The organism is Nocardia sp. CA-120079, assembly GCF_050955745.1.
GTDB lineage: Bacteria > Actinomycetota > Actinomycetes > Mycobacteriales > Mycobacteriaceae > Nocardia.
Genome location: NZ_CP192088.1, coordinates 2023247 through 2042491, shown reverse-complemented (window position 1 = coordinate 2042491; position 19245 = coordinate 2023247). Strand labels below are relative to the sequence as shown.

21 protein-coding genes, 1 other RNA gene and 1 pseudogene are annotated in these 19245 nt (G+C 64.7%); 6 read left to right on the top strand and 17 right to left on the bottom strand.

Annotated elements, in window-relative coordinates; translation table 11 throughout:
- The first annotated feature begins 60 nt into the window (after positions 1-60).
- Positions 61-843 (top strand): hypothetical protein, encoded by a 783-nt coding sequence (locus ACQPYR_RS09405; RefSeq protein ID WP_433630046.1) that lies wholly within the window; start codon positions 61-63, stop codon positions 841-843.
- Between the two features lie 20 nt (positions 844-863).
- On the opposite strand, the gene ACQPYR_RS09400 is transcribed toward ACQPYR_RS09405, so the two are convergent.
- Positions 864-1727 carry a helix-turn-helix transcriptional regulator gene (locus ACQPYR_RS09400; RefSeq protein ID WP_433630043.1) on the bottom strand — a complete coding sequence of 288 codons (864 nt, stop codon included), beginning with the start codon at positions 1725-1727 and terminating at the stop codon, positions 864-866.
- A 102-nt stretch (positions 1728-1829) separates the two neighbouring features.
- On the opposite strand from ACQPYR_RS09400, the gene ACQPYR_RS09395 reads away from it, so the two are divergent.
- Positions 1830-2579 carry an SDR family oxidoreductase gene (locus ACQPYR_RS09395; RefSeq protein WP_433630040.1) on the top strand — a complete coding sequence of 250 codons (750 nt, stop codon included), beginning with the start codon at positions 1830-1832 and terminating at the stop codon, positions 2577-2579.
- A gap of 49 nt (positions 2580-2628) precedes the next feature.
- Here the strand turns inward: ACQPYR_RS09395 and ACQPYR_RS09390 are convergent, their stop codons facing one another.
- Entirely contained in the window at positions 2629-3528 is a 900-nt protein-coding gene (locus ACQPYR_RS09390; RefSeq protein ID WP_433630038.1) for a phosphotransferase family protein, read from the bottom strand.
- Between the two features lie 140 nt (positions 3529-3668).
- On the opposite strand from ACQPYR_RS09390, the gene ACQPYR_RS09385 reads away from it, so the two are divergent.
- Positions 3669-4007: a hypothetical protein gene (locus tag ACQPYR_RS09385; RefSeq protein ID WP_433630035.1), complete on the top strand. Its 339-nt coding sequence runs from the start codon at positions 3669-3671 to the stop codon at positions 4005-4007.
- 134 nt (positions 4008-4141) lie between these two features.
- On the opposite strand, the gene ACQPYR_RS09380 is transcribed toward ACQPYR_RS09385, so the two are convergent.
- The 3 genes and pseudogenes from ACQPYR_RS09380 to ACQPYR_RS09370 form a co-directional block, all read right to left on the bottom strand.
- Entirely contained in the window at positions 4142-4498 is a 357-nt protein-coding gene (locus tag ACQPYR_RS09380; protein WP_433630032.1) for a hypothetical protein, read from the bottom strand.
- Positions 4499-4631: 133 nt separating this feature from the next.
- Positions 4632-4823, bottom strand: a pseudogene (locus ACQPYR_RS09375) (FAD-dependent monooxygenase); the annotation flags it as partial.
- Positions 4824-4840: 17 nt separating this feature from the next.
- Positions 4841-6139, bottom strand: coding sequence for a serine hydrolase domain-containing protein (locus ACQPYR_RS09370; protein WP_433630030.1), 1299 nt, complete (start codon positions 6137-6139; stop codon positions 4841-4843).
- A gap of 231 nt (positions 6140-6370) precedes the next feature.
- Here ACQPYR_RS09370 and ACQPYR_RS09365 point away from each other — a divergent pair, with 231 nt between their 5' ends.
- The 3 genes from ACQPYR_RS09365 (at position 6371) to ACQPYR_RS09355 (ending at position 7982) form a co-directional block, all read left to right on the top strand.
- On the top strand, positions 6371-6808 hold the full coding sequence (locus ACQPYR_RS09365; RefSeq protein WP_433630028.1) for a hypothetical protein: 438 nt from the start codon (positions 6371-6373) through the stop codon (positions 6806-6808).
- A 488-nt stretch (positions 6809-7296) separates the two neighbouring features.
- Positions 7297-7644 (top strand): type II toxin-antitoxin system RelE/ParE family toxin, encoded by a 348-nt coding sequence (locus ACQPYR_RS09360; RefSeq protein ID WP_433630025.1) that lies wholly within the window; start codon positions 7297-7299, stop codon positions 7642-7644.
- Entirely contained in the window at positions 7641-7982 is a 342-nt protein-coding gene (locus ACQPYR_RS09355) for a helix-turn-helix domain-containing protein (RefSeq protein ID WP_433630022.1), read from the top strand. Before ACQPYR_RS09360 ends, ACQPYR_RS09355 begins: the two co-directional genes overlap by 4 nt.
- 19 nt (positions 7983-8001) lie before the next feature.
- On the opposite strand, the gene ACQPYR_RS09350 is transcribed toward ACQPYR_RS09355, so the two are convergent.
- From ACQPYR_RS09350 to ACQPYR_RS09295, 12 genes are all read right to left on the bottom strand, one after another.
- Positions 8002-8862 carry a hypothetical protein gene (locus ACQPYR_RS09350; protein ID WP_433630019.1) on the bottom strand — a complete coding sequence of 287 codons (861 nt, stop codon included), beginning with the start codon at positions 8860-8862 and terminating at the stop codon, positions 8002-8004.
- Positions 8863-9031: 169 nt separating this feature from the next.
- Positions 9032-9403: a transfer-messenger RNA gene (gene ssrA / locus ACQPYR_RS09345) on the bottom strand.
- Positions 9404-9599: 196 nt separating this feature from the next.
- The gene (locus ACQPYR_RS09340) at positions 9600-10451 is read right to left on the bottom strand and encodes an EamA family transporter (protein ID WP_433635077.1); all 852 of its coding nucleotides are present in this window, start codon (positions 10449-10451) and stop codon (positions 9600-9602) included.
- Positions 10452-10459: 8 nt separating this feature from the next.
- Complete coding sequence (smpB, locus tag ACQPYR_RS09335; protein ID WP_040694424.1) at positions 10460-10933, bottom strand: SsrA-binding protein SmpB; 474 nt, start codon at positions 10931-10933, stop codon at positions 10460-10462.
- A gap of 51 nt (positions 10934-10984) precedes the next feature.
- Positions 10985-11230, bottom strand: a complete 246-nt coding sequence (locus ACQPYR_RS09330) for a hypothetical protein (RefSeq protein WP_433630016.1) — start codon at positions 11228-11230, stop codon at positions 10985-10987.
- Between the two features lie 53 nt (positions 11231-11283).
- Positions 11284-12351, bottom strand: coding sequence for a metallophosphoesterase (locus ACQPYR_RS09325; RefSeq protein ID WP_433630013.1), 1068 nt, complete (start codon positions 12349-12351; stop codon positions 11284-11286).
- Entirely contained in the window at positions 12348-14234 is a 1887-nt protein-coding gene (gene recQ / locus ACQPYR_RS09320) for a DNA helicase RecQ (RefSeq protein ID WP_433630010.1), read from the bottom strand. The genes ACQPYR_RS09325 and recQ overlap by 4 nt, the downstream gene beginning before the upstream one ends.
- A 181-nt stretch (positions 14235-14415) precedes the next feature.
- Positions 14416-15321: a permease-like cell division protein FtsX gene (ftsX, locus tag ACQPYR_RS09315; protein ID WP_433630007.1), complete on the bottom strand. Its 906-nt coding sequence runs from the start codon at positions 15319-15321 to the stop codon at positions 14416-14418.
- Complete coding sequence (gene ftsE / locus ACQPYR_RS09310) at positions 15321-16001, bottom strand: cell division ATP-binding protein FtsE (RefSeq protein WP_433635076.1); 681 nt, start codon at positions 15999-16001, stop codon at positions 15321-15323. Before ftsE ends, ftsX begins: the two co-directional genes overlap by 1 nt.
- Before the next feature lie 235 nt (positions 16002-16236).
- A complete protein-coding gene (locus ACQPYR_RS09305; protein ID WP_433630004.1) occupies positions 16237-17094 on the bottom strand; it encodes a mechanosensitive ion channel family protein in 858 nt (285 codons plus the stop codon).
- Positions 17095-18210, bottom strand: a complete 1116-nt coding sequence (gene prfB, locus ACQPYR_RS09300; RefSeq protein WP_063041428.1) for a peptide chain release factor 2 — start codon at positions 18208-18210, stop codon at positions 17095-17097.
- A 65-nt stretch (positions 18211-18275) separates the two neighbouring features.
- Positions 18276-19133 (bottom strand): helix-turn-helix transcriptional regulator, encoded by an 858-nt coding sequence (locus tag ACQPYR_RS09295; RefSeq protein ID WP_433630000.1) that lies wholly within the window; start codon positions 19131-19133, stop codon positions 18276-18278.
- Positions 19134-19245: the final 112 nt, after the last annotated feature.

The window sequence follows — 19245 nt, the reverse complement described above, 5'->3', positions numbered from 1 at the left end:
GTCGACTCCACTGTCGATACGGCAGGCTTACTGGTCAGTGCGAAAAAGGAATTCGAGTCGGTGGGCGAACGTTTCGGTCTGTCGACGACACTTCAGTCGATCGCGGAGGACCAGCTGCGCCATGGTGATCTGCCCGAGGCGATCACTTCGCTCACCCGTGCCGCCGCGGCCTTCGAACAGCTCGGCAGTGCGGGTGACGCTGCGGCCGTCTGTGCCGAATCGGCCACCGCACTGGCTCGACTCGGCGAACTCGACCGTGCCGAAGCTGCGCTGGCCAGGGCCGGACGACACGTCGAGGCCGCCGGAGAGCCGGGCACCGCGACGTATGTGCGGCTTGCGCGGGCAGAGTACCTGCTGCGTCGCGGGGATCGCAAAGCAGCACTGCGAGAACTCGAGCGAGCCGAAACCGGTCTCGCGAACTCTGCCTTCGACACTCGAATTCGGGCGCGGAGTACTGGTTTTCGAGCGCTCATCGCGATTCTCGACGATGATCCGGTGCGGGCTCGGCGGGTGCTCGATACGGCGAACAAGGCGCTGATCATCGATCGAGACGGATCGATGATCACCACGAGCGGCGCACAACCGGACGATTTGGCGATGTTCGCGCACCTGTATGCCGCCTTGGCAATGCGGGACGGCAACGCAACCGCCGCGGCCCACTTACTCGGTGCGGCGGCCGCCATGCTCGGCACCGAGGATCGACGCGGGTACGACAATCTCGTCGCATCAGCAGACCGAGCCCGCGAAGCACTCGGTGCAGAAGCCTTCACCACTGCCTATCAGAGCACGGCGGGCTTGCAACCCACTGCCGCAATCGAATTCCTGCTGTCACAGGTGACGTGAACGCCGATTCCGAAACCGAGTCAGCTATCCGAATCCGCTGGTACGGAAGCGGATTCGGGCACCTCACCCGCAACGATCATGCCGAGCAACGCGAGTGCGCGCGCATCGGCCGAATCCTGCTCGGCGTGATAGGCGATGAGGATTTGGCCCGGAGCTCCGTTGACGGTGAACGTTTCGTAGGACAGTGTGAGGTCACCGACCAACGGGTTGCGAAAACGTTTGACGCCTGCGGTTTTCGCGCGCACGTCATGACGAGCCCACAGCCGCCGGAAATCCTCGCTCTTCAGGGTCAATTCGCCGACCAGTTCGGTCAGGCGCGGATCGTCGAGATCGGTGCCCGCGGTGGCACGCAGGCTGGCGACGGTATCGGCGGCAATGCTCGGCCAGTCGGCATAACACGCACGCGCCTGCGGGTCCAGAAAGATCGCCCGCACCATATTGACGCCCTCGGCCGAACAGGAGTTGACCGCGGTGGCCAGTGGATTCGCGGCGAGCACATCCATATGCCGACCGAGTACCAATGCGGGCGTATTCGGCCAGGAATCCATCAGGCGCAACAGCCCGGGCGCGACCCGCTCGGGCCGTCGCGTCGCCCGCTTGCGCCGGGCCGCCGGCCGCGCCAACTCGCGCAGGTGCGCGACACCCTCCTCGTCCAACGCGAATACCCGGGCCAATGCCTCGACGACCTGCTCGGACGGATGCTTATCCCGTCCCTGCTCCAGCCGTACGTAGTAGTCCGCGCTCATGCCCGCGAGCATGGCCACTTCCTCGCGGCGCAGTCCGGCCACTCGCCGCTGGCCGCCACCCGGAATCCCGAACTCCTCCGGACGCGCCAGTTCGCGGCGGGCGCGTAGGAACACGCCCAATCGGTTCTCGGAGTCCATGTATCCGAGGGTAGGACAACCGGGCCGGGCCTGGGTGGCCCCGCTACTACCAGGAAGTCCGCAGCCTGGCGGTTAGCGATCTCGGATACGAACGTGGTGCTCATGACAAACAACCTCGAAGGCCGCACCGCGGTGGTAACCGGAGCATCCAGTGGCATCGGAGCCGCGACCGCCCGACAGCTCGCACACAACGGCGCCCGCGTCGCGCTGCTCGGCCGCCGCAAGGATCGGATCGAAGAACTGGCCGCCGAGATCGGCGGACCGACCCTAGCGGTGGTCGCCGATGTGGCCGATCGGCCATCGATGCGCGACGCCGCAGCAACGATACGCGCGGCATTCGGCCCGGTGGACCTGGTGGTCGCGAATGCGGGCGTCATGCTCGCCGCGCCGTTCGAAGCCGCGGACACCGACGAATGGGATCAGATGGTGGGGACCAATATCAATGGATTGCTCTACACCGGAAGGGCTTTCATCGATGACCTACTCGCCGCGGCACGCGAGGGCCGCCGCGCGGATCTGGTGCATGTCGGCTCGATCGGCGGGCATACCGTCTTCCCCAACTACGGCGTCTACACCGCGACGAAGGCCGCGGTTGCCCATCTCACCCGCAATCTGCGCGCGGAACTCGGCCCACGCGGTGTCCGGGTGAAGAACATCGAACCCGGATTCGTCGAAACCGAACTCGGTGCCGGGATGCGCGATGAAGACCAGCGGGCCGGGCTCACCCAGTGGCGCAGCGAACTCGAAATCCTGCGTTCGGACGATATCGCCGATGCGATCGCCTACGCCGTCGCCGCACCACCGCGGGTCAATGTGGCCGAACTCATCGTCGTACCGACCCAGCAGGGCTGAACTCGATGCGGCGGACGTCCCTACCGGACGTCCGCCCGTCAGAAGCGCGTTATGACAGCGCCGTCCATCCGTCCCACACCCGTGGGCCGATATCGCCGCGCACACAGGCCAGGCGAAGATCCGCCTGCTCCTGGTACTCCGAATTCGCGGCAGCCGCCTGTGCGGCCATGGTGGCCATCCGGAACTCCCGGATATCGCGCAGCAGGTAGAAGCCATCCCAGCGCATCACGTCACAGCCGTAGGCCTGGCAGTACTCGGCATACTGCGCATCGGTGATCCAGCCGAACGACGCGCATTCGATCGCCGCATGCACCAGATCCCATTCCGGCGGGCCGATCGACACCAGTCCGGTATCGAGCAGGATCACGCTGTCGTCCTCCGCGACGACCACATTGCCGCTCCACGCAGCGCCGTGGATGACCGACCACGGCCGTCCGGTCGGCAGCGCGGCCCAGCGACCGCGCAGTTGCGCCAAATGCCCACGCATCCAGGATCTGTCGTCCGCGCTCATAGTGTGCGCGGCGTCGATGCGTTCATCGAGTCCGACGAAGGGCGCCACCTGTCCGATTTCCATATCGGCCGGCGGCGCCAACCCGTGCAGTCGCGTCAGCGCCGCAGCCACCTCCGCGGGTGTGCCGGCGCGGTGTTGCGGTAACTCGTGCCAGAAGGTCACCGCACGACCGTCCACCACCACCGGCTGCGGAAGATCGGAAACCACCTGTGCCACTGGAATTCCGGCGGACTCGAGCCATCGAGCGACATCGACCGCACGCTTGGCGGCACCCTCCTGCCCTGGTGCCCCGATCCGCGCCACCACACCACCGGGCAGCCGGTAGTCGATCTCGTCGGCCACTCGAAGTAGTTGGGCCCCTTCGGCATTTATGCCCACGCCCGCGCAGGCGACCCGCAGCATCGACCACGTCCCGTTACCAACCCGCATCGCGGTCATTTCCCCATGGTAGCGGTTCGATCTGACGAATTGCATTGATTCACAACCAATCTGACTTGCTATGCCCGGCAACCAGGACGTCCGGATAGGCTCGAAATTTGCTCGAGGTCCACGCCCAGGTACACGGCCAGAGTCTTCGCATGAGAGCCGAAGATCTTGCGGCCGCGGTCATCACGTCCGTCGCCGATGCGATCGGCCTGGAAGAAACCCGGATCAGCCTGGAGTCGTCCCTGATCGACGAACTCGGCACTGAGCCGATCGATCTGTGGGATATGTGGTTTCGCACCCTCCGGGACTCCGGTGTGGAGATCTCCGGCGCCGAGGTCGCCACGCTGTTGCGGGGCGATATTCCGCGACGAATTCGCCGAGCGCGGTGGTCAGCGAGGCGGGGTTGGCCCATCTCGAGCGAGTACTACCGCAGTTCCGCCGCGATTCACTGGCCGACCCACTGCGAAATGATCAGGTGCACAGTCTGGTAACCGTAGGCAATCTGATCGAGCTGGTGCATTCGCTGGCGGCGCAGCACGGAACCGAGGCTACGCCGATGAAGGCGGAAACTGAACCCCGATCACGACGAAAACGGGCCGCGGCGGGGTCCGATCACCTCGCCTTTCTAGGCTGACTCACTTGAGCCGATCGTGAAAGAGACGCTGCGACCGCGGGCGTCCAACCTGCCATCGCCCCAACTCGCGCTGCCATAGGCGTCGATTTCGATGGCGTACTCGCCGGCGGCCAGATCAGCTGGTAGCCGCACCGACGCCGACGGCCGCCGGTCCACGAGGTCCAGGTACATCCGCTGCGGATCGCCGCCGAGCGCCACCAGGAAGATCCGTGCGTACTCGAACTTTTTGCGGGCAGCCGATGCGTTGGCGGCCGACCAGGTGATGCCGAGCGATCGGCGCGCGGGATCGGTGAACTCGACGGCGACTCGCAATGTCGCCTCGCCCTCCAGCTCGGCCCGGTACCGCACGTCTTCCTCCTCGTGTGCCTGCTACCTCGCATTATCTTCCGGGCCGGGTCGGCGGCGCGTAATTTCAGCTCACCTGGTTTCCAGCTGATTCATGCATATGAAGGGATCACCCAGATTTGTGTGTCGCGAGTCGCACCTGACGCAGTACGCCCATACCCTCGAACACTTCGAGCGTGCGGGGTTGAATACCAACGGCTTTCGCGTACCGGGGCGGTTCCAGCAGTGGGTCGATGATCCGGCACGACACTCCCCTGCGGCGTAACTTGATCGCCGCGGTCAGGCCGATCGGGCTTGCGCCTGCGATGAGTACGTCGGTCTCAGCCATCCGACATCACCTGCATGTCATCGACCGGGCGTGGTTGTCTCGGTGGTGCTGGTCGGACTCGCGCCGGTGGTCGCCACATCCTTCCCCGGCAGGGCATCAGCACCGTAGAAGGTCGGCAGCATGCCTTTGACCAGCACCAGGGCGGACCCCTCACCCGACGGAACCGTCGCAAGGTTCGTGGCGACCACGATCGTGAGGTCCGATGCCGGGTCATGGCCCATGAAGGTCATGAAACCGGGGAGTTGACCGTCGTGTCCGATGAGATGGGTGCCGAATCGCACGATGCCGAGGCCGTATCCGGCTTGATCCGGATCGGCGGGATCGATCGGCTGGATGCTGTCCAACCGAGCCTTCTGCATCTTCGCATCGAGCAGGCCACCGCCGACGAGCGCCTTCACATACGTCGCTAGATCAGCGGCCGTCGAGATCGCACCACCGGCGGTCCACGCCCAGGACACGTTGATATTTGTTTGGTTGCTCGGTTTGAGGGTGCCCGCGACGGCCTCGGCCTGTTCCGCGGGAGGAAGTGTGTAGGTGTCGATGGTGGAAACGTTGGTGCCGAAGGCATAGCCCTGGGGATGCGGATCCGGAATCGAGGAGTCCGTGGGCGCAGGCAATGATGTGTGCCCGAGGCTCAGCGGTTCGAAGATGCGCTTCTGAAAACTCTCGGCGGCCGTCATTTTCGTGAGCTTCTCGATGACCAGGCCGAGCAGGATGAAGTTGGTATTGCTGTATTCGAACTTTTCCCCGGGTTGGAAGTTCACCGGGTGCGCGAACGCGATGGCCAGCAATTCCTCCGGCGTGTATACCTTCTGCGGCTCGTTGTCGAGCGCGGCATTGAACTGCGGGTCGAAGGTGTAACTGTATAGCCCGCTTCGCATTTCGTTCAGCTGAGCAATCGTGATCCGATCACCGTTCGGCACGCCGGGCCAATATTTGTCGATGGGGTCGTCGAGCGAGAGCTTGCCCTCCTGCGCCAGCTGCAGGATGACCGTCGACGTCATCGTCTTGGTATTACTGCCGACTCGAAAGTAGTCCTCGACTTCGATCGGCTCGCTCGTGCCGATTGCACGGGTACCGAATGCCGCGGCCCAATCGCCTTGCTTCGGCGATTTGACGACCACCACAGCGCCCGGAATAGCGTTGTCCTTCATCAGCGTGGTTATCACCGGCCGGATAGCGGCGGCGTATGCGGGCTCGGCGCCCGACGCGGTCGATTGCGTCGAAGTTCCTGTGGTGTCCGCCGACGTTCCGCAACCCGTGACGATCAACAGCCCGGCCGCAACGCACCCGGCGATGCGTGTCCTGTGTCCCATAACGCTCCGTCCGAGGTTTGCTGGAACGTAGCTATGTAGCGCGGAGCAACACTAACTCCGTGCGACACGGTTTCGGGCGGGAATGCCGGGCAACCCGTCAGCTCGGGCGCTGCTCCGACCTTTCCGAAGATTCTCGGCGCGGCCTGCGCCGCCGTGATCCGCGTCTCAGGTACCGTGCGACGACCTACGCCCGGGCCATGAGCGGCTCGGTCGACACAGCGAAAGGCGGGCATGATGGGCGGACTCTCGCGCGGCGCGGCCGGTGTGGCGCTGGCGGCTGCGTGTCTGGCTGTACCGACAACCTTGGCACCCCAAGCGAATGCGACGATCGCCACGAAGCTGTCGGTGGCGATGGTCGGCCCGGCACTCGGTACGAACAGTGTCGCGGCGGTCGGCTGTGGGCAGACCGCGCAGGCAACCGTGCAGCGCCCCGACGGCACTCCGGTACAAAGCGGTGTCGTCGAATTCACGAGCCGCCTGCCCGGCCTCGGCGGAAATATCGTCGGAACCGTGCCGGTCACCAACGGCACCGCGAGCATCCTCTGGATTCCGGACACCGTCGGCCAGCACATCGTCAGCGCCGTCTACTACGACGGCCCGCCCGACTACCAACCAGCAGCCGGGTACACCACGGTCACCGCGATGAACCTCGGCGGCATCTGCCTGTAGTTCCGAACGATCCACCGAAACGACGAAGGCCCGGTCCTTGTGGACCGGGCCTTTCGAGTGGACATAGCGGGAACCTATCGCTGGAACCTGCGCGGTCCGCTTTTCTCGATCCGTTCCTGCACCTCAGCGAAGTCCTGCAAGATGTCGGTCCGGTGGCCACGGACACCGGGTGGGCGAAAGAAGCAGCTAAGCCCTGACGAAGTCGCCGAGATCATCGCCAAGTACGAGGCGGGAGCGTCGATGGCTCGGTTGAAGGTCGAGCACCACATGGCCAAGCGGACAGTGGCCAAAGTACTGCGAGACAACAGGGTTACGATCCGACCGCGAGGCGGGCAGCGCCGCTGAGGTGGCGATTCCTGCAGCGACAATCCAGCAGGTGGGCAACTGCCGCCAACCTGCCGGCCATGGCCGACGCCTTGCCATATGTCGTCAACGACATATACAGTCGCTGTCGTGGGTGAACTGTTCACCATCGAAATGAGCCCGAGGTGCGGGACTGGCTTGAAGCACTGCCAGCCAAGCACTTCCTCGAGGTCGACGAATACGTCGGCCTGCTCGCCGAACAAGCAGAGTCGCTGAGCGAACCCTTCGCCCGATACCTCGGTGACGGGGTCCGCGAGCTACGCCCGACACTCGACGGTGCTGCCATCCGTATCACCTATTGGCTCGCACCAGGACGACGGGTCATCCTTCTCACGGTGTTCCGCAAGACCCGGATGCGAGAGGACACCGAGGTCAAACGTGCGAAACTCGCCCAACAGACCTGCCAGGCAGAACACGAACCCGCCCACCAAGAATTCATCCGCACAATCGAGAGAGGAGAACTGGACCGATGAGCCACGCACACTGGAAGAACCTCCGGGAACGCAAACTCGCCGAGGGCTACACAGAACCCGACGATGTCACCGAGGCCCGACGTGAAGTCCGGCTCTCCATGGCACTTGCCCAAGCCGTCTACGACCGCCGTACCGAACTCGGCCTCACCCAAGCCGACCTCGCCGAACGCGCCGGACTCACCCAGGCCAAGATCTCCCGCATCGAAGGTTCTGACACCGTGCCGACCCTCCCCCTACTCGCCAAACTCGCCGACGCCCTCGATGCCACCCTGAACATCACCCTCGACGCCGACGACACCCGAGTCAACTTCACCAGTCACCACACCGACGCAGCCTGAACCCGGCTGCGTCCGAGCTTCAAGGGCGGCGCTGGATTGCTCCAGTCGTAAACAACTGAACGAGAGCCACAGCAAGCGTGGCTGCCATCTGGGCAGCTTCGGGCGTGATCGGAGGCGCAGGTTTGACGCCTTCGTGCCGGTCTGTGTGCCCTTCCCACAACAACCCAATCATCAGCACCACTGCTGTCACGGGGATTGAGATTCCGGATTTGTCGAGGATGGCCAGCGCGTACAAATGGCCCTGGTTCCTGAGTTGCCCCAGCACGTGCCCCAAGGTTGCGCCAGCCTGGGTGGGTACAACGACAGGGATCGCCGCCGCCTCGACAGCAAGAATCGCTTCTCGGTATGCCGTAGATGGATCGGGATGAAGCCTATAGGCAGCGTCCCACGCAACTTGCAGATGAGTGGCGGCCGCATTGCGGTTGGCTGCAACAGCACTTTCACCCGCTTGTCGCACAGCAGCTGTGACCGTCGGATCTTGCCTCCGTTCCAACGAGTCACGCTTTTCGCTTACCATCCACACTGAGCGCCCGTCACGCAGGACATCGTCAACCAGGTTCACCTGTTCTCGGATGCTACGGCCGGAGTGAGAGCCCATATCGCCAGTCCAGACGTGCAGTGTTGCATCAACCCAATCCAACAAGGCCTCTGTCGGCACCCCACGCATGTCGTGATACCAGCACTGATCACTCGGCACATACCGGAGGCGTGCGGCAACCCGCTGACGAACTCCGCGGTCGAGCAGAAACTGATGGTCGAGCCACTCTCGAAGCGAGTGTTCCAACGATTGCGGGACACCTTCATGCCAACCCAGGTCGAAAGGCTGACCCGCATTGCGGCTGCTGAATGGCTGCCAAGCCCGAGAATCGTTGACCGTCACGAAATGCAGAATAGTGACCGACGCTCTACTGCGCCAAAGGCTTTCACACTAGACACAAAGCGGAAACATCACGCGAATCGAACCGACGGTGTGAGGGAAGGACCAGCTCAGCGGGGCTGTGAGCGAGGCATAAAAGAAGCTGCAGGCATATGACCTGCAGCTTCTCGGAAAGTGGAGCTGCCGGGAATCGAACCCGGGTCCTCCGCCGCGTCTTCAGGGCTTCTCCGTGTGCAGTTCGCTAGGTCTCTACTTGGATCTCCGGGTCTCGCGAACAAGCTCGGATGACGATCCCAGTCGCTGTTGGATGTCCCGTCCGACTCCGCGACCGAGCCGGACGGTAATTCCCTCTAGCTGATGCCAGTACCCGGGTCGAGGGACGAACCCGGACTGACAGAGACGACCTGCTACTTAGGCAGCGAGGGCGTACTCGCGCTGATTGGAATCGGCGCTTAATTGGTTGCAGCGACGCTTACGGTGGTCTCTTGCCTGCACCGACACGCTTCCCCTAAATCTACGTACGCAGTCGAAACCGTTCAGCCCCGTACGACCCGACACCTTGTCGGGCTAGTCATGTTAACACTCGGTGACCCGCTGTTCATTCCATTATCCCCGTACCCGATTTCAGTTCTCTGACCTGGGCGGAATCAGTGTCGGGCGCACCACACCGTGATGTCACCGGCGTACATCCAGCCTCATCAGTCGCTCCAGCGTGCCGGGTCAGGACCCAGCGAACGCGATCAGGCCGCCGCGATCAAGCCGACCGCGGCGAGCGCCAAAACCATCCCGACCTGTTGCTGTCGGCCGACCCGCTCACCGAGCAGCACCATCGCCAGCAGGACGGTCGCGGCCGGGTACAGCGAGCCGATCACGCTGACCAGCGAGAGCAGCGAGCCGTGGAAGGCGTAGAGCAGTGCTGCATTCGCGATGGTGTCCAGCACCGCGATGTAGGCCGCCAACCGCAGGGGTTCGCCGCGCAGCGGCCGGAACTCCCCCGCCGACAACGCGATGAGCCAGACCATCGGGCTTGCCGCGCCGCGTTGGGCCAGCAGCGGCCAGACCCCAGCACTCGCGTTGGTTTCGTGCAGGAAGACGAAGGCGAGTCCGAAGGCCGCACCTGAGCCGATGGTGAGCAGCGCGACCTTCCTGGTGAAGCGCAGCTCACGCCCACCGGTGATCTCCTCGGTGACGTCATCGGGCGACTCGCGGCTGACCAGATACACCGCACCGAGCGCGAACACGATGCCAGCGACGGCGAGCGGGCCGGGGCGCTCACCGAGCACCAGCCCGACCAGCACCGGAATACCGGCGACCAGCAGGGCCGTCAGCGGCGAAACCACCGCCATCGGACCGCTGGCCAGCGCGGCATAGAACCACCACACCGCGAAGCCACTGGCCACACCGGCCGCCAGCCCCCACAGCATCGATGCGGTGTCCGGAGTGCCATCGAACAGCGGCAGCAGCGCGAGGACGAACAACACCGACATGGGATAGGAAATGATCACGACGCGCAGGGCGGTCACCCGCCGCGATGCCACCCCACCGAAGAAATCACTGACGCCGTAGCCGACCGCGGCCACCAGCGCCAACAGGACGGCGGTCAGCGCATGCCCTTGATCCGCCGCCCCAGTTCTCGGGTGACCTCGCGCTCGGCGGTGCGCTTGGCCAGATCCTGTCGCTTGTCGTAGTCCTGCTTACCCTTGGCGAGCGCGAGCTCGACCTTGACCTTGCCGTCGGAGAAGTACATCGACAGCGGCACCAACGTTTGGTTGCCCTCGCGCGACTTGCCGACCAACCGCTCGATCTCGCGCTTGTGCAGCAGTAACTTGCGCACCCGGCGCGGGGAGTGGTTGGTCCAGGTGCCGTGACTGAACTCGGGAATGTGCAGACCGCGCAGCCACACCTCGCCGTTGTCGACGGTCGCGAAGGCGTCCACCAGCGAGGCCTTACCCTCGCGCAGACTCTTGACCTCGGTACCGACCAGCGCGATCCCGGCCTCATAGGTGTCCAGGATCGTGTAGTTGTGCCGCGCCCGGCGGTTGGTCGCGATGACCTTGCGCCCCTGTTCCTTCATAACGGTCAACTTTAAGTGACTCGGCAACCGAATTATTCCGCGGCTATCGCCCTAGCCACCCGGCCGGACGGCGAGATACAACAGCAGCACCGCGATGAAGGCCGCGAGTAGCAATACCGTGGTGATGCGTGGTAGGCCGCGCGGACGCGGTGGTAGCGGCGGACGATGGCGCAGCCAGACGGATTCCACCACGGGGTCGTGGGTGCCGCGCCGATACGGCGGCGGATCGCCAGGGTCCGTGGACGGCGAGCCGCCCAGGTCGGACCCGTCGTCGGCGGGGCTGTCACCGGATGCCATATCGTGCACGCTAGCCGCCGAATCGGTTCGACGCCGGGCAATTTCATTGCGATTCAGGCAAGTCGGTGCGCGAACGCCACACCGGCACCACCGCCCGCGAGATCCACGGTGACCACCGTGAGGTCGACGGTGCTCGCGGTGAGGTCCATGACCATGAAGCCGAGCTCGTGATAGTTCTCGAACAGGGCGGCGTTGCCGGAGCCGCCGGGATTCAGCTTCGGTTCCGCCGCTACGGTTTTGGCAGCCGCGCCGGAGACGAGCTGGCGAGTGCCCTTCGACTCCGCGGTCGGCTCGAGCACCTGCAGCGAATGATCGTGCCCGGAGAGGATGAAGTGGCATTTGCCGACGACATGGTCCTCGAAGAACTGCTTCGCGTGGATGCCGTTGATCGGTGCCACCGAAAGCCCCTCGTAGCGACCGGCGTCACCGTGCGGACCGTTGTTCACGTACGGGTGGTGGGTACAGGCGATCTTCCACTCAGCGGGTGATTCGGCGATGGCGCGGTCGAGCCAGGTGCGCTGCTCGTTCATGAACTGGCCGTCGACCGCCCAGTACGGATCGAAGATCGGCGGGATGTAGGCGGCGAGCGGATTGACATCCAGCACAAAGAATTCGACCACCGGCTGCTGCTCGGGTACCCGCACCGAGTAGTACCGGCTCGGCATCCACCAGCGCGGTGATTTCGCGTGGTACTCGACCTCACTGTTTCCGCGCAGCAGCCAGCCACCGTCGCCACCGAGGACCGAGCTGTTGTCGTGATTGCCGAGCACCATCAGCCACGGGAAATCCAGTGCCGCATTGGGGTTTTCGAATTTATCCGCGAACTGGGCATCGACGGCGCTGTACGGACCGCTCTCGTAGATATTGTCACCGAGGCCGACGGCGAGCGAAAACGGCTGGCGGCGATGGCAATCCCGCATTGCGTCGGCGACGGCCCACTGGGTGCGGGTGCCGGTGCCCGCATCGCCGGTGACGAGCACCCGCACCGTGCGGTCGGTCGGGAAGTCGAATTTGGTGACACCGCTCGCGACCGGAACCGCATCGGCGGGCGATAGACCGACCAGCGATGCACCTGCGGCTGCCGTGGCAGCGCCCGCCAGAAACCCGCGCCGCCCGATCATGCTTCGCTCACTTCTCCGGCCAGGACGGCGATTACTCCTTCGCCGTACTTGGCCAGTTTGTTCTCACCGACACCGCCGACCGTCCCGAGCTCGGACAGGCTCGCCGGCTTGCGTGCGGCGATCTCCCGCAGCGTCGCGTCGTGGAAGACGACATAGGCGGGTACGCCCTGCTCCTTGGCCGTCGCGGCCCGCCATTCACGCAGCTTCTCGAACAGCGGCACGTCTGCCGAAGACAGGTCGGCGGCCGGGGACTTGCCCTTCGCCGCCTTGGGTGCCCTCGCTGGTTTGGCCGCACGCTCCGGTTCGCGGCGCAGCAGCACTTCCCGGCCGTCGAACAACACCTCGTTGCTGGCCTCGGTGAGGATGAGCACGCCGTAGTCGCCGTGCACGGCGAGTAGTCCCTGTGCGAGCAATTGCCTTATGACACCGCGCCATTCGACATCGCGCAGATCGGTGCCGATGCCGAAGACCTTGAGCTCGTGGTGATCATGTTGCAGCACTTTGGGATTCGACTTGCCGAGTAGGATATCGACGATATGGCCCGCGCCGAAGCTCTGTCCGCGTTCCCGCTTCAGCCGCAGCACCGTCGAGAGCACCTTCTGAGCGGGCACGGTGCCGTCCCAGGTTTCCGGTGCGGTCAGGCAGGTGTCGCAATTGCCGCACGAGTGCCCCGACTGTCCGAAGTAGGCCAGTAGCTGAGTTCGCCTGCAGGACACCGTTTCACAGAGTGCGAGCATCGCGTCCAGGTGCAGCTGCAGTTGCCTGCGGTGGGTGGCGTCGCCGTCGGAGGAGTCGATCATCCTGCGCTGCTGCACCACGTCGGCGAGTCCGTAGACCATCCACGCGGTCGACGGCAGCCCGTCGCGGCCCGCCCGTCCGGTTTCCTGGTAGTAGCCCTCGACGGACTTGGGTAGATCGAGATGGGCGACGAAGCGCACGTCGGGCTTGTCGATGCCCATGCCGAAGGCGATCGTCGCGACCACGACGAGGCCGTCCTCGCGCAGGAACCGCGCCTGGTTGGCCGCGCGGGTGCGCGAGTCCAGGCCCGCGTGATACGGAACCGCCTCGACGCCGTTCTCGGTGAGGAAGGCCGCGGTCTTCTCCACCGAATTGCGCGACAGGCAGTAGACGATGCCGGCATCTCCGGCGTGCTCGGTCGTGATGAAGTCCAGCAGCTGCCGATCCGGCCGGTTTTTGGGTTCGATCCGGTACTGGATATTGGGCCGGTCGAAGCTGGCGACGAAACGGCGGGCCGCGCCGAGGTCGAGGCGCTCGATGATCTCGTCGCGGGTCTTCGCGGTCGCGGTCGCGGTGAGCGCGATGCGCGGCACGTCCGGCCAGCGCTCGTGCAGCATCGACAGGCCCAGATAATCGGGGCGGAAGTCGTGGCCCCACTGCGATACGCAGTGCGCCTCGTCGATGGCGAACAGCGCCACCTTGCCGCGATCCAGCAGGGCAGTGGTCGACTCCAGGCGCAGCCGCTCGGGCGCGAGATACAGCAGATCCAACTCCCCCGCGACGAACTGCGCCTCGACCATCCGCCGCTCGTCCGGGAACTGCGTCGAGTTCAGGAATCCGGCGCGCACGCCGAGCGCGCTGAGCGCGTCCACCTGATCCTGCATCAATGCGATCAGCGGTGATACCACTACGCCGACGCCGGGACGCACCAGTGCGGGCACCTGATAGCACAGCGACTTACCGCCGCCCGTCGGCATGAGCACCAGCGCGTCCCCGCCGCCGACCACGTGCTCGACGATCTCGCGCTGATCACCGCGGAAGCTGTCGTAGCCGAACACCCGGCGTAGAACCTCTTGTGCCGCACCGGATTCGGCAACCGGGGCGCCGTCGGTCAAAACAGCCGCGAAAGCATCGGGGGACTCCACGCGGCCTATCCTACGAGCGCGGTCGGACAACGGAACCGCTACATCGGCGCGGATCCCAGGTGGCCGGCCGAGTTGTCCACATGTGGACAACCAATTTCGACCGCCGCGTGGCAGGCTCGTCGCACACCCACGGACGGCCTCGCACAAGCTGCAAACCTGTGCGAGGCCGTCATTACGCAGGTCAGTCGCGCACGTAGTAGCGCAACGTGCCGTATGCCGTGATCGCGGCGAACACGATGCCGAGTGGTGCGATGGTCAATGACACCAGCGCGATGTCCTCACCTGTGATGTGCGGGAAGACATTGCTGTTGAAGAGCGCGCCGAGCCCGCGGTTCACCACCAATGGCTGCGCGAGGAACAACCCGACAACCGCCAGAATCGATCCGGCCAAGGCCGCGACCACCGCTTCCAGGAGGAATGGCAACTGCGTGTACCAGCGCGTCGCACCGACCATCCGCATGATGCCGACCTCCTCGCGTCGACTGAACGCCGCGATCTGCACCATATTCGCGATCAACAACAACGCCGCCAAAGCCTGCAATGCCGCCAAGGCGAATGCCGCGTTCCGCAGGCCGTCGAACACCCCGACCAAGCGGTCCACGGTGTCCTTGTCGTTGAGTACGCTCTGGATCCCGTCCTTACCGTTGAACGTCTGGTAGATCCGCGGGTACTGATCGGCATCGATCATCTTCACGCGCAAGGACGCGGGCAACCGGGTGTCCTTGATCATGTCGAGCATTTCGGGCTGGTCCTTGAAGGTCACCTCGGTGGCTTCCTTCATCGCCTCGTCGCTGTTGATGAACTGGACCGAGACCACACCGTCGGTCTTCTTCAGATCCGACATCAGCTGCTGACACGGATTCAGTGAACAGTCCCGATCGTTCGCCGAGACGAGATCGGAGAGGTAGAGCCGGATCTCGACCCGGTCCATGAAGTAGTTCTGGGTCTTGTCCGCGATTCGCAGCGCGAGCAGACCGCCGCCGAGCATGGTCAGCGATACCGCGGTGGTCAGGATCATCGCGATGGTCATGGTGACGTTGCGACGCAGGCCGGTGAGGACCTCGTTGAGCAGGAATCCAGCGCGCATTACCGGCCCACCCCGTAGACGCCGATCGCGTCGTCGCGGATCAGCCGTCCCCGGTCCAACTCCACCACTCGCTTACGCATCGCGTCGACGATGTGATTGTCGTGGGTCGCCATCACCACGGTCGTGCCGATGCGGTTGATCCGCTCCAGGAGCAGCATGATGTCGGCGCTGGTGTCGGGATCGAGGTTGCCGGTCGGCTCATCGGCGAGCAGTACCAGCGGACGGTTCACGAAGGCCCTCGCGATCGCAACACGCTGCTGCTCACCACCGGACAATTCGTTCGGCAGCCGATCGGCCTTACCGCCGAGCCCGACCATATCCAGCACCTCGGGCACGGTCCGGTCGATGAACTGGCGCCGCTTGCCGATCACCTCCAGCGCGAAGGCCACATTCTGGGCCACGGTCTTCTGCTGCAGCAGCCGGAAGTCCTGGAAGACGCAACCCATGCGCTGACGCAACTTCGGCACCTTCCGCCCGGGCAGCCGGTCGACCCGGAAGTCGGCGACTCGGATCTCGCCCGCGGTCGGGGCCTCCTCCTTGAGCAGCAGTCGCATGAAGGTCGACTTGCCCGAACCGGACGGGCCGATGATGAAGACGAATTCGCCCTTACCCACATCGACGGTGACGTTGTCCAGCGCGGGTCGCGTCGAGGTCTGATACGACTTGGTCACGTTCCGCATTGCGATCACGGTTGGCCAGTGTAACCAGCAACCGCCGCGCCGCCAGTCGGTACATCGTGGCCGACCGGCCTTCGAGCGATCCGCAAGCAATCGCTAATGGCCGGGCGTAGCCGTATTCAGCACTGCGGGAACGACGTTGAGTTTCTCCGGCGATGTCACAGTCGGTTGATCGGGCTTGACGAACAGATACAGCACGAAAATGGCGACCCATGATGCCATAAGGATCGCGGTGGATCTACGTGGTCTCACTGATTCCCTCCCGGCGCAACGCCGCGGCGACTCGCACCCGCAACTCGCGACCGACCTCGAACTGCTTACCCGGCAATGTTCGGGCAACCATTCGAATATTCATCTGGTCCACTGTCAGGTCTTCGACGCCCATGACGGTGGGCTCGTCTAGCAGCAGCGGCTTCAATCGGCGGTCCTCGTACGCCTTTGTACCGACCTCGTGCAGGATCTCGTTGATCCTGGTGATGTCGACGCTGGCCGCGACCGGAACGTCGATCGCGGCGCGCGCCCAATCCTTCGAAAGATTGGTCACTTTGACGATCTGGCCGTTGGGCACGGTGATCACCTCACCGTCGGCATTGCGCAGCGTGGTGATCCGCAGCGTGACGTCCTCGACCGTACCCTCGGCCTGCTCCGCGGATCCAGTGACAGCGATGCGAACCACATCACCAAATCCGTACTGCCGCTCGGTAATCAGGAAGAATCCGGCAAGGATGTCCTGCACGATCCGCTGTGCGCCGAAGCCGAGTGCGGCGCCGAGCACGGCCGCGGGCGCGACCAGACCGGTGACCGCGAAACCCATCCGCCGCAGCACTTCCATGCCGACCAGGACATAGACGACGGTCAGCACCACCCAGGTGACCACCTGGGCCAGCGCATGGCGATGTTTGGCCGCCTCGGAACGCACCAGTGCGTCGCTGCTGCGGAATCCGGCGTCGATCCTGCGGGTGATCCGATCCCGGACAAAGGTGGCGAAACGGCTGAACAGCACCGCGCCGAGGAGCAGCAGGACGATCTCTAGACCGGAGGACCGCAGCCAGGTGGTGAAGTCGGTGGACGTGGAGAAAGCCTGGGGTACGTCCAACTAGCTCGCCTGCTCTCGCATTCGCCAACGAATTCCGGATTCGATGAAACCATCGATATCACCGTCGAGCACGGCAGTCGGGTTGTTGACTTCGTAGTTGGTGCGCAGATCCTTGACCATCTGGTACGGATGCAGCACGTAGGAGCGCATCTGGTTGCCCCAGGACGCGCCCTCGTTCGTCTTGAGCGCATCCATTTCGGCGCGCTCCTCCTGCCGCTTGCGTTCCAGCAGTTTGGCCTGCAGCACCCGCATGGCCGAAATCTTGTTCTGCAGCTGGGATTTCTCGTTCTGACAGGTCACCACGATGCCGGTCGGGATATGGGTCAGGCGCACCGCGGAGTCGGTGGTATTGACGCTCTGGCCGCCGGGACCCGAGGAACGGTAGACGTCCACGCGGACCTCGCCCTCGGGGATTTCGATGTGGTCGGTGGTCTCGACCACGGGTAGCACCTCGACCTCGGCGAAGGAGGTCTGGCGGCGGCCCTGATTGTCGAACGGGCTGATCCGGACCAGGCGGTGCGTGCCCATCTCCACCGAGAGGGTGCCATAGGCATACGGCGACTTCACCGCGAAGGTGGCGCTCTTGATGCCCGCCTCTTCGGCGTAGGAGGTGTCATAGACCTCGACGGAGTACTTGTGCCGGTCTGCCCAGCGGATGTACATGCGCATCAGCATTTCGGCCCAGTCGGCGGCATCCACGCCACCCGCGCCGGAGCGGATATTGACCAGCGCCTCACGCTTGTCGTACTCGCCGGAGAGCAGGGTGCGGACCTCCATGGCCTCCACATCGCTGTGCAGCGTGGCCCGCTCGGCATCGGCGTCGGCGAGCGCGGCCACCCTCGCCTCGCCCTCCTCTTCCTCTGCCAATTCATAGAGAACGGACAGATCGTCGAGGCGCTGGCGCAGTTCCTCGACCCGGCGCAACTCGCTCTGCGCGTGCGACAGCTCACTGGTGACCTGCTGCGCGTGCTCCTGGTTGTTCCACAGATCGGGATCGGCGGCCTGGTGCTCGAGCTCATCGATCCGTCGACGCAGTTCCTCGACATCGAGGACCGACTCGACGGTCTTGAGCGTTGCGTCGAGTTCGGCGAGGTCAGCGGAGACGTCAGGATGCACGATGCTCAAGCCTACTGGGCGCGGTGAAGACGATGGAACACGCGGTGGTGTGGGGGTGGCCGTCCTCAGCCGGAGACGGCACGCAGCCCGCCCGGACGGCGACCGGCGAGGGCGTCGAGGGCGGCCGCGGTGGCGTCGTCGGCGGGGAGGTAGACGATGAGCTGCTGGTCGTCGTCGGCGGATAGTTCGAGGGTTTCGTAGGTGAGGCGCAGGTTGCCCGCTTCGGGGTGGGTGATGCGGGTGGTTCCGGTGGCAGCGGCGAGACTGGGGACGGATTCGACGCGACGGGTGAACTCGGCACCGGCGGCGACGGTCAGTTCGTCGGCAAGGGCGGCGATGTGCGGGTCGCTGCGGAACGGGCCTTGTTTCAGTGCGGCGACCAGTTCGTCGGCGATGTGGTCCCAGTCGGGATAGGCGATACGGGCGCGCGGGTCGGTGAAGGCGAACAGGGCGAGATTGGCGCGGTGTTCGTGGTCGAGCAGTCCGATCGGCGCCATCAGGCGTTCGAATCCCTCGGTCCAGGCGAGCACCGCACGCAGTCGGTTGACGACCAGCGCGGGCGCGGGTTCCAGGCGATCGAGGATGGCGCGGACCGCTGGACGCACCTCGCGCGGCGGTCGCGCACCGCCCATGCAGTTGAAACCCGGATCGGCGCCCTTGGTGAGACGGTGCAGATGGATGCGTTCGCTCGGCGTCAACGCGAGGGCGTCGGCGAGCGCGGACAGCACCGGCGGCGAGGGTCGACGGTCGCGCCCCTGCTCGAGGCGTGTGATGTATTCGACGCTGACGCCCGCGAGGGTTGCCAGTTCGGCGCGACGCAGGCCGGGGGTGCGGCGGCGCGGTCCGGTGGGCAGCCCGACCTGGGCCGGGGTCACCGCCTCACGGCGGGTGCGTAGGAAAAGACCCAACTCGTTGTCGCTCACTCCTCGACGGTACAAGCGTGGTCGGCGCCGAGGGTGTCCCTGCTACTACTACTCTTCGTGCGGTCTTCCTGGTGGCGATGCGGGGCAGCAGATTGGGATTCGAACAATTCCT

Coding starts and splice junctions, on each gene's coding strand:
- ACQPYR_RS09400 (WP_433630043.1), bottom strand. CDS start 1,727: ATGGACTCCGAGAACCGATTGGGCGTGTTCCTACGCGCCCGCCGCGAA.
- ACQPYR_RS09395 (WP_433630040.1), top strand. CDS start 1,830: ATGACAAACAACCTCGAAGGCCGCACCGCGGTGGTAACCGGAGCATCC.
- ACQPYR_RS09390 (WP_433630038.1), bottom strand. CDS start 3,528: ATGACCGCGATGCGGGTTGGTAACGGGACGTGGTCGATGCTGCGGGTC.
- ACQPYR_RS09385 (WP_433630035.1), top strand. CDS start 3,669: ATGAGAGCCGAAGATCTTGCGGCCGCGGTCATCACGTCCGTCGCCGAT.
- ACQPYR_RS09370 (WP_433630030.1), bottom strand. CDS start 6,139: ATGGGACACAGGACACGCATCGCCGGGTGCGTTGCGGCCGGGCTGTTG.
- ACQPYR_RS09365 (WP_433630028.1), top strand. CDS start 6,371: ATGATGGGCGGACTCTCGCGCGGCGCGGCCGGTGTGGCGCTGGCGGCT.
- ACQPYR_RS09355 (WP_433630022.1), top strand. CDS start 7,641: ATGAGCCACGCACACTGGAAGAACCTCCGGGAACGCAAACTCGCCGAG.
- smpB (WP_040694424.1), bottom strand. CDS start 10,933: ATGAAGGAACAGGGGCGCAAGGTCATCGCGACCAACCGCCGGGCGCGG.
- ACQPYR_RS09330 (WP_433630016.1), bottom strand. CDS start 11,230: ATGGCATCCGGTGACAGCCCCGCCGACGACGGGTCCGACCTGGGCGGC.
- ACQPYR_RS09325 (WP_433630013.1), bottom strand. CDS start 12,351: ATGATCGGGCGGCGCGGGTTTCTGGCGGGCGCTGCCACGGCAGCCGCA.
- ftsX (WP_433630007.1), bottom strand. CDS start 15,321: ATGCGCGCTGGATTCCTGCTCAACGAGGTCCTCACCGGCCTGCGTCGC.
- ftsE (WP_433635076.1), bottom strand. CDS start 16,001: ATGCGGAACGTGACCAAGTCGTATCAGACCTCGACGCGACCCGCGCTG.